This window comes from Enterococcus mundtii (assembly GCF_002947535.1).
In the GTDB taxonomy this organism is placed as follows: Bacteria; Bacillota; Bacilli; order Lactobacillales; family Enterococcaceae; genus Enterococcus_B; species Enterococcus_B mundtii_B.
On record NZ_PUAP01000010.1, the window covers coordinates 16,667 to 32,209 of the forward strand.

16 protein-coding genes are annotated in these 15,543 nt (G+C 39.9%); all 16 read left to right on the forward strand.

The features are described from left to right. The first annotated feature begins 189 nt into the window (after positions 1 to 189). The 16 genes from nrdR (at position 190) to CUS89_RS03030 (ending at position 15,280) form a co-directional block, all read left to right on the forward strand. Positions 190 to 675: a transcriptional regulator NrdR gene (nrdR, locus tag CUS89_RS02955; RefSeq protein WP_104870986.1), complete on the forward strand. Its 486-nt coding sequence runs from the start codon at positions 190 to 192 to the stop codon at positions 673 to 675. Positions 676 to 697: 22 nt separating this feature from the next. Then, positions 698 to 2,080 carry a replication initiation and membrane attachment family protein gene (locus CUS89_RS02960; RefSeq protein WP_104870987.1) on the forward strand — a complete coding sequence of 461 codons (1,383 nt, stop codon included), beginning with the start codon at positions 698 to 700 and terminating at the stop codon, positions 2,078 to 2,080. Beyond that, on the forward strand, positions 2,080 to 3,006 hold the full coding sequence (gene dnaI, locus CUS89_RS02965; protein ID WP_010735315.1) for a primosomal protein DnaI: 927 nt from the start codon (positions 2,080 to 2,082) through the stop codon (positions 3,004 to 3,006). The genes CUS89_RS02960 and dnaI overlap by 1 nt, the downstream gene beginning before the upstream one ends. A gap of 185 nt (positions 3,007 to 3,191) precedes the next feature. Beyond that, positions 3,192 to 3,623, forward strand: coding sequence for a hypothetical protein (locus CUS89_RS02970; RefSeq protein WP_104870988.1), 432 nt, complete (start codon positions 3,192 to 3,194; stop codon positions 3,621 to 3,623). A 226-nt stretch (positions 3,624 to 3,849) separates the two neighbouring features. Further along, positions 3,850 to 4,542, forward strand: a complete 693-nt coding sequence (locus CUS89_RS02975) for a tRNA (adenine(22)-N(1))-methyltransferase (RefSeq protein WP_104870989.1) — start codon at positions 3,850 to 3,852, stop codon at positions 4,540 to 4,542. Position 4,543: 1 nt separating this feature from the next. Beyond that, the gene (locus tag CUS89_RS02980; RefSeq protein ID WP_104870990.1) at positions 4,544 to 5,668 is read left to right on the forward strand and encodes a Nif3-like dinuclear metal center hexameric protein; all 1,125 of its coding nucleotides are present in this window, start codon (positions 4,544 to 4,546) and stop codon (positions 5,666 to 5,668) included. Positions 5,669 to 5,682: 14 nt separating this feature from the next. Then, the gene (gene pepT, locus CUS89_RS02985; protein ID WP_104870991.1) at positions 5,683 to 6,915 is read left to right on the forward strand and encodes a peptidase T; all 1,233 of its coding nucleotides are present in this window, start codon (positions 5,683 to 5,685) and stop codon (positions 6,913 to 6,915) included. A gap of 202 nt (positions 6,916 to 7,117) precedes the next feature. Then, entirely contained in the window at positions 7,118 to 8,023 is a 906-nt protein-coding gene (locus tag CUS89_RS02990) for a diacylglycerol/lipid kinase family protein (RefSeq protein ID WP_104870992.1), read from the forward strand. Positions 8,024 to 8,036: 13 nt separating this feature from the next. Then, entirely contained in the window at positions 8,037 to 8,309 is a 273-nt protein-coding gene (locus CUS89_RS02995; RefSeq protein WP_104870993.1) for a DUF1294 domain-containing protein, read from the forward strand. A gap of 10 nt (positions 8,310 to 8,319) precedes the next feature. Continuing rightward, positions 8,320 to 9,372 carry a lysylphosphatidylglycerol synthase transmembrane domain-containing protein gene (locus tag CUS89_RS03000; protein WP_104870994.1) on the forward strand — a complete coding sequence of 351 codons (1,053 nt, stop codon included), beginning with the start codon at positions 8,320 to 8,322 and terminating at the stop codon, positions 9,370 to 9,372. A gap of 427 nt (positions 9,373 to 9,799) precedes the next feature. Beyond that, positions 9,800 to 10,528 (forward strand): GntR family transcriptional regulator, LSA1692 subfamily, encoded by a 729-nt coding sequence (locus CUS89_RS03005; protein ID WP_104870995.1) that lies wholly within the window; start codon positions 9,800 to 9,802, stop codon positions 10,526 to 10,528. 10 nt (positions 10,529 to 10,538) lie between these two features. Further along, the gene (locus CUS89_RS03010) at positions 10,539 to 11,840 is read left to right on the forward strand and encodes a Sapep family Mn(2+)-dependent dipeptidase (protein ID WP_104870996.1); all 1,302 of its coding nucleotides are present in this window, start codon (positions 10,539 to 10,541) and stop codon (positions 11,838 to 11,840) included. A gap of 167 nt (positions 11,841 to 12,007) precedes the next feature. Then, entirely contained in the window at positions 12,008 to 12,955 is a 948-nt protein-coding gene (locus CUS89_RS03015) for a N(4)-(beta-N-acetylglucosaminyl)-L-asparaginase (RefSeq protein WP_104870997.1), read from the forward strand. A 48-nt stretch (positions 12,956 to 13,003) separates the two neighbouring features. Beyond that, positions 13,004 to 13,339, forward strand: coding sequence for a PTS sugar transporter subunit IIB (locus tag CUS89_RS03020; RefSeq protein ID WP_104870998.1), 336 nt, complete (start codon positions 13,004 to 13,006; stop codon positions 13,337 to 13,339). Positions 13,340 to 13,415: 76 nt separating this feature from the next. Continuing rightward, complete coding sequence (gene celB, locus CUS89_RS03025) at positions 13,416 to 14,768, forward strand: PTS cellobiose transporter subunit IIC (protein ID WP_104870999.1); 1,353 nt, start codon at positions 13,416 to 13,418, stop codon at positions 14,766 to 14,768. Between the two features lie 17 nt (positions 14,769 to 14,785). Continuing rightward, positions 14,786 to 15,280, forward strand: a complete 495-nt coding sequence (locus CUS89_RS03030) for a GrdB-related putative oxidoreductase (protein WP_104871000.1) — start codon at positions 14,786 to 14,788, stop codon at positions 15,278 to 15,280. Positions 15,281 to 15,543 lie beyond the last annotated feature (263 nt).

A 15,543-nucleotide genomic window follows, 5' to 3' on the forward strand; every position in this document is an offset into this window, starting at 1 on the left:
GTGAACTGAGCAGTTAGATAAAAATTGAAAAAATCCTTTTCATATTTTATAATTTTTAAGCTTAGTGTTGAAAACCAGCTTTTTGGGCACCAAAATGCTATGTTTGGTGTAAGAGTCAACTGATGGAACAACTTCATTTGGTACATTCAAATAAGCGATCAAACTACACCAAGAGAGGTGAAAATTACGATGAGATGTCCTAGATGTCAACATAACAACTCAAGAGTGATCGATAGTCGTCAAGCTGACGATGGTCGAGCAATAAGAAGACGCCGGGAGTGCGAAAAATGTTCCTTCCGTTTTACGACCTTTGAACGAATCGAAGCAGCACCGTTATTAGTGATCAAGAAAAATGGCGAACGTGAAGAATTCAATCGTGACAAAATTTTACGAGGCTTGATCCGTTCTGCCGAAAAACGACCAGTAGCGATGGAACAAATGGAACAGATCGTCAACCATGTTGAAAATCGTGTGAGAAGTCTCGGCGAAAATGAAGTTTCAACTAATCTGATCGGCGAATACGTCATGGAAGATTTAGTGAACTTAGATGAAATCGCCTATATTCGTTTTGCAAGTGTCTATCGTCAATTCAAAGATATGTCTGTCTTTTTGAAAGAATTACAAGACATTGTTGATAAAGCCAAAGATACGAGTAAAAGTGAAAATGATGCGTAAATAATAAAGGAGGGAGCATTCCTTGGAAAATGCGTGGAAAGAATTACAACCGAAAAATATTTACCAAGGAAGAAAGAGCAGTCCTTTAAAAGAAGAAGGAAAATCTGCCTTGTTGTCCCTTTACCAACCATTGATCGGGGGAGAAGCGTTGAGTCTTTACTTGACGTTGTATTCGGAGATCTCGTTAGAAACTGGCGTAGGTCCTGAAGGATTACACGCCGATTTATTGAGTAGTTTAAGTTGTGGATTACCGCAATTTTATGAGGCACGAAAAAAATTAGAAGGAATCGGTCTTTTAGAAGTCTATTTCAAGAAGGATGAAAGTTTGGGCAATTGTTTTCTTTATGAGTTGTTGGAACCGATGGACGTTACTGCGTTTTTCAATGATACGTTACTTTCTTTTTTACTTCTAGAAAAAGTTGGCGAACGTCGATTCAATCAATTGACAGAGTTATTCAAGCCTAAAGATCTTTCGTATGATGGCTACCAAAAAGTCACTAAGAAGTTTCTCGATGTCTATCGGTTCAACGAAACAGTCTATGCTGCCAATCAGGAGCAAGTGGAAGCGATCCAACAAAAATTCACACCGGTTGAACCCAAATCACTGATGGAAGATTCTAGCTCCTTCGACTGGGTGTTTTTAACCGACTGGTTGAAGAAACAACACATCAACCAGCTGACAGAAGCAGTCCTTCAGCAAGTGAAAATATACCAACAGCTCTATGGCTTCGATGAACTGACTTTAGGAGAGTTGATTTTACAGTCGTTTGATTTTACGACGGAAGAAGTATCTTTAAAAGAGCTCCAGCGGATCGTCTTGATACGGCAGCAACAGCAGAATGTCTCGCGGCAATCAAGTAACACTCCAGATACCGATCAGCCTGCTGAAACTAGTGTGCCTGTCAATCAAACTTTACCAAGTGCTGCGCAACAATTGATCCAAGTCGCACGACAAACGCCACCGATGCGCTATCTCGAAGCGATAAAAAAAGAAAAAGGCGGATATGTCTCTAAACAAGAAAATTGGTTACTACAAGATTTGGTCACACAATCCGGTTTAGCTAGCAGTGTCATCAACATTTTGATCAACTATGTGTTAGTCATAAAAAATCATGCAAGCTTAAACGCTAGCTTTGTGAATACGATCGCCAATGAGTGGGCACAAAAAAAAATCAGTACACCAGAAGAAGCGATTGAGCATCTCCATACTTTGAGTACCAAAGCAAAACAACCGAAAGCAACGAAACAAAACAATTCGTCAAATTATCGACGCAATGTAAGACGAGAAAAATTGCCTGATTGGGTCAATCAACCAAAAGACGAAACACAAATCAGTACAGAGAAAAAAGCCGAGATCGATCGTCGCTTTAAAGAGTATCTGGCTAAAAAGGAAGGTGAGAGCTAATGGAAGATGTGGGAAAAGAACTGAAGAAAATCATCAGTAAACGCAACTACCAAGAAAAGTATTCTGAGATGATTGCTGAAGTTTTGAATGATGCGGATGTTCAAGCCTTTCTGTCAGCCCATCAAGACCGATTGACGCAAGCAGATATCGAAAAGAGTTATGCCAAACTCTATGAGTATGTCCAAGAAAAAAGAAAATATCAAACGAACGATCCAACCATGATCGCTCCAGGATATGAACCAAAATTGACATTGAATTTCCACTATGTCGATGTGACTTACGTGCCGACAGAAGCACTCTTAGCTCGTCAAAAACAAGAAGAGATCAAGAGTCGTGTGAAAGCAATGGATATGCCAAAAGATATCCAGTCTGCCTCTTTCGAAAATTTCGAACGAACAGATGGACGTGGTTATGCAAGTTTAGAAGCATTAGACTTCGTCGAACAATATTCGGCTGATCCTAAAAGCTTCCACAAAGGGTTATACTTGGTCGGAAGTTTTGGTATCGGCAAAACCTATCTGTTAGGAGCAACAGCAAAAGAACTGGCAATCAAAGGATTCACGACAACGTTGGTCCATTTCCCAACATTTGCTGTTGAAATGAAGCAAGCCATCGGCAAAGACCAAGTGGCTGAAAAGTTAGATGCGGTGAAGAAATCGCCGATCTTGATGATCGATGATATTGGAGCGGATGCGATGAGTAGTTGGATCCGTGACGAAGTATTTGGCGTCATCTTACAATATCGAATGCAAGAACAATTGCCGACGTTCTTTTCATCAAACTTCACGATGAACGAATTAGAACAGCATTTGACGGTAACACAACGCGGCGATGAGGAACCGTTGAAAGCCAAACGGATCATGGAGCGAATCCGCTACTTGACAAAAGAAATCGAGATGACAGGCCGAAATCGCCGAAATGGCTGATGCCATCAATTGATTTTTACAGAAACAGGTTGGAGTATCTACTCGACTGTCACTGTTTTTCACCTTTTCAATAAAGATTCATAAAAAATGAACAAAGTTAAGATGAAACGAATCCATGGACTTGAAGAAATAACCGGATGGAATCATCAAAGCAGTAACGCAAGAAATTACACGGAGGATGTATGATGAAAGCTATTTTAACTGGTCTAGTTGCTGCCGGTCTCTTGTTTGCATTGACAGGCTGTGGCAACGAAGAAGGAAGTACAGGTTCAATCGATTCGATCAATGCAGAATCGACAGTGGAAACAGATAGTTCTACCGAACAAAAACAAAGTGTGTTTACAGGTACGATCGAAAGCTTCGGTGAAGCGGAAGGTGACGTTTACCAAATCACCGTCAAGGATGTAGAAGAAATAGAAGATCCAGCAAATATCGGTACGTCATTCAGCAATGACGGAGTGATCTTGAATGCTTCAGTTGATCAAATCACTGGTGGTGTCGATTCCTTGAAAGAAGGAGAAAAGATCGAATTTAAATTGGTAGAAATGGCGGTCATGACAATGTCGATCCCTCCACAAGTTCCTGGGAATTCGATCATTGAGATCACTGTCCAATAAAAACAAAAGAAATTAATCGAACTTTTTTGATGACTTGTTGAAAAAAGACTGGGACATTTTCCCAGTTCTTTTTTCTATTGAACATAAACAAATGTTATGATAGGAACAAGAATAATAGTTATCAGAAAAGCGTAAATAAGTAGGATAACTTTTATAAGTAAGTGTTTGTCCAAAGTCATGACAAAATGGATGGCATCCAAACATTCAGTAGTTAAGGAGTGGAAAAATGAATCACACAGATTTATCGAAGCGTCTTGAAGCAGTTGGACGTTTTGTACCAGAAGCTGCTCGTTTAGCAGATATCGGTTCAGATCATGCGTACTTACCCGTCGCATTGATGCTAAAAGGAAAAATCGACTTTGCAGTAGCTGGGGAAGTGGTTAAAGGTCCTTTTGAATCAGCGAAGAGGCAAGTGAGTAAGAACGGGTTATCTGAGCGAATCGAGGTACGTTTGGCTAATGGATTAGATGCAATCGAAAAGCAAGACCAAATCAACGCGATCACGATTGCTGGTATGGGGGGCTCATTGATTCGCGATATCTTAGAATCTGGTCGGCAAAATCAACGTCTATCAGGAAAAGAACGCTTGATTTTACAACCCAACATCGGCGAGAAAACGCTAAGAACGTGGCTCAAGGAAAACAACTATCAGATCATTGCAGAAGAAATCCTCGAAGAAAATAAAAAAATCTATGAGATCATTGTAGGCGAAAAGAAAGAGCAGCCAATCAAATACTCTGAAAAAGAGCTGATGTTTGGCCCACACTTACTCGCAGAGAAAAATGCGATATTTTTGGCAAAATGGCAACGTGAGCTAAAACAACGTGAAGTGATCTTAGAGCAATTAAAAAATGCGAGTGAACAAAACAGACATGAGACAATCCAACAAGAGGTGGAATGGATCAAGGAGGTTTTATGACATGACGATAAAAGCGCAAGACTTCATCAAAAAATTTGAAAGCTATTGTCCCCAGTGGCTAGCAGAAGAAGGCGATCCTGTGGGTTTGCATATTGGCACCTTGGATAAACCGATCCAACGTGTGATGATGACTTTAGACGTCCGTCCAGAAGTGGTGGCAGAAGCCATTGAGAAAAAGATCGATCTATTGATTGCGAAACATCCGCCAATTTTTAGACCAGTCAAACGCCTGATCACTGATTCTCCACAGGAAAAAATGTACGCTGATTTGTTGAAACATGATATTGCGGTCTATGCCGCACATACGAACATGGATATCATTGAAGACGGCTTAAACGATTGGTTTTGTGAGCAATTAGGAATTGACGTCACAGGTTATCTCGTTAAAACGCATGAACGAGGTTACAAAAAATTGATTAGTTATCTTCCGGTGGCGGATGCCCCGCGTTTGAGAACTGCTTTGGCAAAAGCGGGAGCTGGAGAGCAAGGAGATTATGACAGTACAAGTTTCACCTCTGTTGGGCAAGGACGATTCCGTCCGAAAACAGGGGCACATCCAGCAATTGGAGAAATTGGGCGTGCTGAACAAGTCCAAGAAGCCAAAGTCGAAGTGATCTTCCCAGAAAATCTGGAAGAGAAAGTCTTACAAGCGATGTATGCCGCACATCCTTACGAAGAACCGGCATTTGATTTGTTTCCGATCGAGGCACCAGTCAAAACTTGGGGATTAGGTCGTATTGGAGAACTAGCGAAAGAACAGAGTTTGGATGATTTTGCCGCGCATGTGAAAGAAGTCTTTCAATTGGAAGGGTTACGTGTGGTTCGCCCCACGACAAATCCACAAAAAATAATCAAACGTGTCGCTATCTGTGGCGGGAGTGGTGAGAAGTTTTATCCTGCAGCCTTGGCGCAAGGAGCAGATGTCTATATCACTGGCGACATTTATTTCCATACAGCACAAGATATGCAAAGCGCAGGATTAGCTGCGATCGATCCGGGACACTATATCGAATCATTATGCAAAGAAAAATTTGTAGAGAAGTTCGAAATCTGGAAAGAGGAAGAGAATTGGTCGGTTGACTTTTTTGTTTCAGAAACATCAACCAATCCATTTGAATTTAAATAAAAGGAGAGTCATTTATGTACGAGAATCTATTACCACGTTTTTTAAGATACGTCAAAACGGAAACACAATCCGATCCAACAAGTCATACTACACCGTCTACGCAAACACAAGTAGAGTTTGCAAAAGTATTGAAAAAAGAGTTAGAAGATCTAGGATTATCTGATGTGACTTACAATACAGAAAATGGTTTTGTGATTGCGACATTGCCAAGCAATGTTGATCATGACGTACGTTCGATCGGTTTTATTGCACACATGGATACAGCGGATTTCAATGCAGTAGGCGTGAGTCCTCAAATCATTGAAAACTATGACGGGGAATCAACGATCGTTCTAGATAAAGAAGGACGCTTCACGTTGAATGTCAAAGATTTCCCTAATTTAAAAAATTATGGTGGCCATACGTTGATCACAACAGATGGTACCACATTACTAGGTGCAGATGACAAAGCGGGTATTGCAGAAATCATGACAGCTATGGAAATCTTGCTAAAAAATCCTTCGATCCCTCACGGTGAGATCAAAGTCGCTTTTGGTCCAGATGAAGAAATCGGTGTTGGTGCTGATAAGTTTGATGTAGAACAGTTCAACGTTGATTTTGCTTACACGATCGACGGCGGTCCTTTAGGAGAGTTGCAATACGAAACCTTTAGTGCAGCGCAAGCCAACATCACGATCCAAGGGAAAAATGTCCATCCTGGGACAGCGAAGGATACAATGATCAATGCCCTACAATTAGCGATCGACTTCCATAATGCATTACCAGCAGATGAAGTTCCTGAAAAAACTGAGGGTTACGAAGGGTTCTTCCATTTGATGGCATTGACCGGTAGTCCTGAAGAGGCGAAGATGAGTTATATCATTCGTGACCATAAACGTGATTCATTTGAAGCGAGAAAAGCAATGATCACAAGCATTCAAGAAAAAATGAACCAGCAATTTGACCAAGAACGTATCCAAGTGGAAATGTATGATCAATATTATAATATGCGTGAGATCATCGAAAAGGACATGAGTATTGTCGATCTAGCTGAAAAAGCAATGATCGAATTAGAGATCAAGCCAGTGATCGAACCGGTACGTGGTGGGACAGATGGTTCAAAAATCTCTTATCTAGGAATACCGACACCAAATTTATTTGCTGGTGGCGAAAACATGCACGGCCGTTTTGAATTTGTGTCACTACAAGTGATGGAAAAAGCGACGGATGTCATTGTTAAAATCGCGGAACTGAATACACAGGCATAATCGATCCGTTTCACTAGATCGTAAAAGATTAAAATTCAACCAATAATGTGGGATTGTTGGTTGATTGCTACACTGCGTTGGCATATGATTGATTCGAGGCTATTTTAGTCAGCGCTCGAATCAATGTTCATGGGGGAGGGTGAGCGTTTATTTCGCATCCATCCCCTTTGTTTTTTGCAGGAAAGTAGGAGGAATATGGTTTATGAAGAAGTTACTTGTATTTTATAACAAAAGTTCAGGAAAGGACGAAGGAGAACAGTTAGCAGAGTGGTTCAAAGAGTATGTCGCAAAACACCGACCAGAACTAGAAGTCTATTTGACTGAAACTGGTCCGTCGATCAAAGATGAAACGCTGAGAGAAAAAGCGAAAGAACATGAGGTAGATACATTAGTTATCATTGGTGGAGATGGGACCATCCATCACATCATCCAAGCGTTCCAAGATGAATTAGATCATTATCACGTTGGGTTATTACCAGGTGGAACAATCAATAATTTAGCGAAAGTGCTAGGGATTCCTTTTGAGAAAGAAGAAGCCGCAGCGATGATGTTAGAAGAATCGATCCGCAAAATCGACTACGGGAAAGTGAACAATAAAGTAGTTATTTCTACTTTGACTATTGGGATATTAGCAGACACAGCGGTCTGGATCAGTCAAAAAGAAAAACAAAAATATGGTTCATGGATCTTTATCAAGCGTTTCGTGAAATTATTGATGAAAAAGAAAAAATATCATTTGGATATCAAAACTGAAGATGTTCATTGGCAAGGAAAAGCACAGTTGTTGACGATCACGATGTCTAACTCAGTAGGTGGCTTTACTGGTTTCGATGATTCTGCTGCACCAGATGATGGTAAGTTCCATATCACTATCGTTCCTTCATTAGATTTTTTCCGGTTTGCTTTTTATCTCCCACGTATGATCAAAGGAAAAATCTATTCTGTTCCTGGCATCAAATATCTGACAGCTAGTCAAGTCAATATCCAGGCAAGAGAAAAGAAAGTGACGACTCGGACAGATGGTGACACTACCGATGACTTGCCGATCGAATTGAAAGTCATTCCAAAAGGTATAGCGATCTACGTACCAAAAGAAAAAGATCAATAAATGGAGGAAGTCGATGGAAGTATTGATGCATAATCCCTTGTGGTTTTACTTGTTCATTGTAAATGTTTATCTATTTGGCTTGATGGGTTATGATAAACGTCAGGCAAAAAAAGCCGCTTGGCGCGTACCAGAAAGTAATTTATTGTTTGTTAGCTTGTTAGGCGGTGGTTTGGGCGGGTTGCTCGCACAACGCGTATTCCGTCACAAAACCAAAAAAAAGAAGTTCACGATCGTTTTCATGTTAGGAATCATGATTGATCTCGTCTTGATCTATTTTTTCCATTAAGGAGTCGTACATGTCTACTAAAGGAACAAAATCAAAAATTATCATTAACCTATTATTGTTGACCATTATTCTCGCTATTATTTATTATTTGATCAATCAATCTTTTGCAGATATTTTCAAAGAGTTGCTTTCAACAAGTATCCAAGTACTTCTAGCGATGTTTTTTTTCGGTACACTTTATCAGGTTGTAGAAGGTCGCTCGATCAAAGAGATCGCCAAACCATTTTCAAAATCTTTCAGTACAAGTGATGGGTTTTGGACATCTTGTTACATTGCCTTTTATCGGATCGTCTCATTTGGAACTGGCACACTCATCTCAGAAATTTATTTTTACAATAAAAAAGGGTTGAAATTTTCTCAAGGAGCAGGAGTCACTGCCTTGCATATGATCATGTATAAATTAGCGGTGATCACTTATGCGGTCATTGGCTTGATCGTTCAATTTTCTTTGTTTTACGAAAATGCGCCAAATATGATCTGGTTCATCATTGCCGGTATCATCTTAACAGCTTTGATCATTTTATTTCTTGTGACAATATCTGTCAGTTTGAATCTACAAGTGTTTTTTGTCAAAGTCTCCAATCGTTTATTCAAAAGTGACCGTTTACGCAACTGGGTGGATACGTGTAACAGTCAGATCTATTCATTGAGAGAAACGGTGCAAACGATCATTCAAGACCGTACCGCCTTGATCAGGATCTATTGTTGGAACTTATTGAAATTACTGTGTTGGTATGTAATGCCTTATCTTTTTCTAGTGGAAAATCATCCAAATCTTGATTTTCTTTTGACATTCTCATTTATTAGTTTTGCTGTGGTTTTGTCAGGCGTGTTACCAACTCCCGCAGGTATTGGTTCGTTTGAGTTTGTTTATCTATTGCTCTTTCGACCTGTAGTTGGAACGGTGGATGCTGTTTCTTCCTTACTGCTTTACCGCTTTGGCTCGTTCATCTTGCCATTTATTTATGGCTTTTTCTATGTGATCGCAGAAAGACGGAATATCTTACGTCAAGAGATCCATGAAGTAAAGGCAGAGAAAAAACGCACGAAGGGGAAAATCTAATTGTTTTGAAAAGCTTCGTGGGTAAGTTCAACTATATACAACTTGATAGAGAATCAGTCTGAGCTGAAAATGGCTTAGATTGATTCTTTTTTTGTTTATAACAAGCTAGATTCAAATACCACGTATCCACCAAGACAGTCTCAATTACGTAGGGAAAGATAGATCAAACAAAGCCGATTCTTTTTAAAAGCCAAATAACCGTTTTTATTGATGAAAGTCTATACTTAATGGTATATACTTTATGTTGAATAAACATAAGACTCGGATTTCATTAAGCGGGTTTTTTTCTCATCATACGAATAGGGTGAAAAGCTTTAGAAGTAAAATTTTTATTTTTGACAGTTAAGCTTTTAGACGTTTGGCTTCTTAAGTCAGAAACGAATCGACCGTATGATGAATGATACGTAGTTAGAAAGTAGGTAATGAAGTGAAAAAACAAGCGGTTTTCCAAGATATAGCTGATAAAATTGCACAACGGGTCAATGATGGAATCTATGTAACTAGTCAAAAGTTGCCTTCTGATTATGATTTAGCTGAAGAATTTCAATGCAGTCGACTGACGGTGCGCAAAGCAATTGACCTTTTGATTACTCAAAACATCTTAGTGAAAGAAAGAGGAAAAGGGACTTATGTCATGAAGCAACCGAAGATCCAAAGCGGCTCTGGTGGTTTACAAAGTTTCACTGAAACTGCCAAGGCACAAGGGAAAAAGACCAGAACCGAAGTCTTGCAGGTTGAAATCGTAAAAGAAGTGCCGATGAAGATTCGTCAGATGTTCGCTGATTATGGAAATGAAGTAATGGTTTATCTGTCTCGTTTGCGTTACTTTGATAATGAACCGATGACGGTTGAAAACCTCTATATACTAAAACGTTATTTGCAAAATGAAAGTGGTGAGATTCCTCAAGATCAGCTGGCGTCTTCATTGTATGAAATAATTGAAACAAACATTGAGATTGGCTACGCGCATCAAGAAGTCGAAGCAGTCAAAAGTCCACCGGATATTGCCAAGTTATTGCATGTATCAGAAGATGATCCAATGCTTCTCGTCCATTCAATGACTTATTCTCCATCTGCTAAACCGATATTGTTCGACACGTCTTTTTATCGTGCAGATCAATATACGTTTAAGAATACATTGATACGTCAAAAATAAGAGGTGAAAAATGGATCAAATCAATACAGCAATCGAAGAGAATTGGCTGGATTTTCTGGATTTACTCAAACAAGTGATGCAAGTTCCTAGTGTCAAATCAGAGGCGAGACCAGGAGCTCCTTTTGGTAAAGAAGTACGCTCGGTTCTTTCTTTAGTTATGAAAAAAAGTGCAGGATATGGTTTCCAAACAAAAGTAATTGATGATGCGATCGGTTATGCCCAGTGGGGGGATGAAGGAAGTGATCATATCGGGGTCCTTGGACATCTCGATGTTGTCCCTGCTGGTCAAGGATGGGAGTTTCCGCCGTTTGATCTCAGTGAGAAAAAGGATCGTTTTTATGGTCGAGGAATATTAGACAATAAAGGGCCCATCATGTGTTGTCTGTATGGCATGAAACTATTAAAGGAACTAGGACATCAGCCAAAAAAGAATCTTCGGATCATCTTTGGTACGGATGAAGAAAGTGGCATGTCAGATATTCCTCACTACTTAGCTGAGGAAAGTCCTCCGTCATTTGGTTTCACACCCGATTGTAAATATCCCGTGGTCTATGGCGAACGTGGTATCGTAAATGTTGTCCTCCACTTTACTTTACCCGAAGAGGAACGTCAACAAATCAGTCGATTCGAAGGAGACCAGTTCCGTGATCATGTTCCAGATCAACTGCACGTGAGAATTGCCAAACAAGAAGTAAGCGCCAGTGGGAAACACGCTCCCAGTAACGCACCTGAGCTAGGAGAAAATGCCATCACGATCTTGGCGACAAAACTGGCGGAAGGACAAAGGATCCCACCAATCGCCCAGAACTATTTCCGCTGGATTAGTCAAAGTCTTCATCAAAAGCATTTCGGAGAAGGAGTTGATTTAGCACTTGAAGACGAAGATTCAGGCAAGTTGATTTTAACTCCTGTTGTGTTACAAAAGTCTCCAGAAGGCATGCTATTAGAAATTGCTTTTCGCTACCCGGTGACCGTCTCAGAAAAACAAGTAGTGTCACGGCTGAAAAGTCAATTGCCTCTAGGTGTTGATTTGGAAGTCATTCGCAGTATTCCTGGATTTTGTCGTACAGAAGAGTCAAAAAAAATCGCCACACTGTCAACGATCTATCATCAAGTAACCGGTAATGATCCTAAACCGGTAACGACGACAGGCGCCACCTATGCGCGTAAAATGCCGAATATCTTAGCATTTGGCCCTTCATTTCCAGGACAAAAAGGGATTGCCCACACCGCAAATGAATACATGGATGTCGCAGACTTACGAACAAATTTAGAAATCTACATGCGCAGCCTCCAAGCATTAACAGAATAAAACATGACGATAAAACCAATAATTGAAAAATAAATTTCATGTAAAACGAGTTTCTAATAAAACGATGAGTTTTAAAGAGAAACTCGTTTTTAGTATAGACATAATAGTATATACCATATAGAATATACTTGAAAGCGCTACAAATACGAAGCGATGGAGGGAAAAAAATGTGGGGAATGATTGCAACTTGGCGCATGGCACATGAAGGTGTCTTAGCGGCTAAACAACAATTAGAAGCACAGTTTTCATGTAAAGATGCTGTGGAAACGGCGATCAAAGCAGTAGAAGATTATCCATTTTATAAATCCGTCGGTTATGGTGGATTACCAAATGAAAAAGGAATCGTGGAAATGGATGCTGCTTTTATGGATGGGGAAACATTTAAGATTGGTGCAGTAGCCGGAATTACTGATGTGGCCAATCCGATTTCTGTTGCTCGGCAGTTGAGTGATGAAAAATTCAATAGTTTTCGGGTAGGACAAGGAGCAACAGAGTATGCGATGCTCTCTGGTTTTGAACGAAAGAATATGTTGACCCCACGTGCAAAGAAAATCTGGGAACAGCGAGTAAAAGAAATCGCAACGTTGAATTTAGATCCCTACGATGGCCATGATACGGTTGGGGTCGTCGCACTTGATACGCAACAACAGATGGCAGTAGGAACATCTAGTTCCGGTTTATTTATGAAAAAACATGGACGTGTAGGGGATTCGCCATTATCTGGTTCGGGGTTTTATGTGGATAGTACGATTGGCGGTGCAGCAGCTACAGGCTTAGGGGAGGATCTTATGAAAGGTTGCCTCTCATATGAAATCGTTCGATTGATGGGGAATGGATGTACGCCACAAGCAGCTTGTGATCGAGCTGTTTATGGATTTGATGAGCGATTGCGCAAACGTTATGGCAAAGCGGGCGCGTTCTCGTTAATAGCATTAGATAAATATGGTGAATGGGGGGTAGCGACGAACGTTGAATTTACATTTAGTGTGGCAACGATGACCCAAGAACCAGCAATTTTCATGGCAAACCCTGGTCCGGATCAGTCGACAGTGATCACACCAATCACGCAAGAATGGCTTGATGCCTATGAAGCACGTATAAAAGCACCCATCTAAAGGTGCAATCGAACAAACGGTTAACAAGAATAAACTGGAGGAATAGATATGGCAACTAAAAAAATTTATTTATTTTGTGAAGCAGGAATGTCAACCAGTATTATGGTCAATAAAATGATGGAAGTCGTCAGAAAACACAAGATGCCCTTAGAAATTGCAGCTTTTCCTGCGATCCATGCGGAAGAAAAAGTAGCACAAGAAAAACCTGTGGCTATTTTGCTAGGACCTCAAGTCCGTCATTTAGCGAGTAAAATGAAAGAAACATTTGAACCAATGGGCATTCCTGTTGGCACGATTGCTCCAGAAACATATGGCATGATGGACGGGGAAAAAGCGTTAAAAGAAGTCTTAGGTTTGATCAAAAAATCAAAAGCGACAAAGTAGAGTGACAAAATGAGATTTTCGATCGAAGAATTGTGTCCTCAAACAAAAATAAAACAGATGGATGGGAGGAAGAAACATGCAAAAATTTTTGGATTGGTTAGAACGCGTGTTAACACCAATGGCGAAAACAATCGGTGAAAATAAGTATTTGATTGCGATTCGTGATGGTTTTTTACTATCAACACCTTTACTAATCGTAGGATCGCTCTTTTTAGTTTTGACTAATTTTCCAATTCCAAATTGGAATGAAACGATGAGCAGTATTCTCGGAGATAACTGGGCAACGATGTTGAATATGCCTGCCACGGCAAGTTTTGATATTATGACGATTCTAGCAGTTGGAGGAATCGGATATAGTTTGGCAAAACAATTTAAAGTAGATGCCATGCAAGCGGCAATTATTTCATTAGTCGCTTTTTTTATCGTGACCCCTTTTACAACCTTATTTACACCAGAAGGTTCCACTGAAGTCTATGAAGTAGGAAGCTTGCCATTACGTTGGATGGGCTCTAGTGGCCTGTTCTTAGGGATGGTCGTGGCTTTGGTTGCGACCCGATTGTTTGTCGCTTTATTACGTAAAGGTTGGACGATCAAAATGCCTGAGGGTGTGCCACCAACCGTCGTGCAATCCTTTGAAGCGTTGATCCCAAGTTTTGTGATCGTCACACTTTTTATGATTGTCAATTGGTTAGCGAATCTAACCTCATATGGTAATTTACAAGAAATACTGTTTAAGTTCCTACAAACTCCTTTACTTAGCTTAGGAAATACTCTAGGCGCAATGATCATTGCCTACTTATTCTTACACTTTTTTTGGTTTTTTGGTATCAACGGTTCGAGTGTGGTTGGTGCAGTATTCAATCCGATTTTACGAGCACTGTCCGTTGAAAATTTAGATGCCTTCAAAAATGGCGCAGATATACCAAATATCATCACAGGTCAATTTCAAGATATGTTTGCTACTTTTGGTGGTGGGGGATCTACGCTTTCATTGATTCTAGTCATGATTCTAGTATGCAAAAGCCAACGAGTGAAAAAATTGTCGCAATTGTCATTAGTACCAGGGATTTTTGGAATCAATGAACCGATTATTTTTGGTTTACCAATTGTTTTAAATCCAGTCTTACTGATTCCATTTGCACTCGTACCTACGATCAATATCATCATTTCCTATTTTTGTATGGAATTAGGATTAGTAAACTATACAAATGGTATTCAATTGCCGTGGACAACACCACCGATCATCTCTGGCTTCTTAGTTAGTGGTTGGCAGGCATCTATTTTGCAAGCCCTCTTGATCGTACTAGGGATGGCTATTTATTATCCTTTTATCAAAGTGCTAGATAATCAGTACTTAAAAGAAGAAGCAGAGGCGGTACAGGAAGAAGAAGAAATCGATTTTGACGAATTCGACTTTGATGATTTATAGGAAAAGAGGCCGTAGAAATGAAAAAAATAGTCTTGATTCTCAATCATTTGACTGCTGGCATGGGCAGTGATGAAAATGCCCAGTTACCACCAAGTGGCAAAAAAACAGCTCTTGGACCAGGGCGTACCTTAAATCCACTTTTTCAAGAACATGATACGGAAATCGTTGCTACATTGTATTGTGGTGATCAGTATTATCTTGATCACCAAGAAGAGGTGAATAAAAAATTTGTAGGATTTGCTAAAAAATTTAGTGCAGATGCTGTTCTTTGTGGACCCGCGATGCATTATGCTAATTTTGGAATGATGGCAGCCCAATTAGCCTTGGCATTCAGCGAACAAGGAATTCCCAGTGTAGCAGCGATGTCTGAAGAAAATCCTGCCTTTGCCATTTACACTGAAAAGATCAACATAATCAAAATGCCTAAAAAAGGCGGAATCGGTTTAAATGATTCATATAAAAATATCAGCCACTTTATTTCAGCCCTCGCTCATCAAAATCAATCATCATGACCTGATTTCGATGAATCAACTAGTTTGTGCTAAGCAATAATCAAAAAAAATACCTCAAGGTCGAAATAGAAGCAGCCTCTATAATCAAGGGCAACAACCACGAAAATGTTCTGCAAATGTTTGTGGTTGTTACCCTTATTTTTGTAGAGTTTTCTTCTGTTTCTGTCGTTTATTTGGTTTTGAGTGACAGATAAAATTGAGTGTAACTTCTGTCTCAAATTTTTTTTGATGATTGTGAGTATTATCTTTGACCAAAACTGACC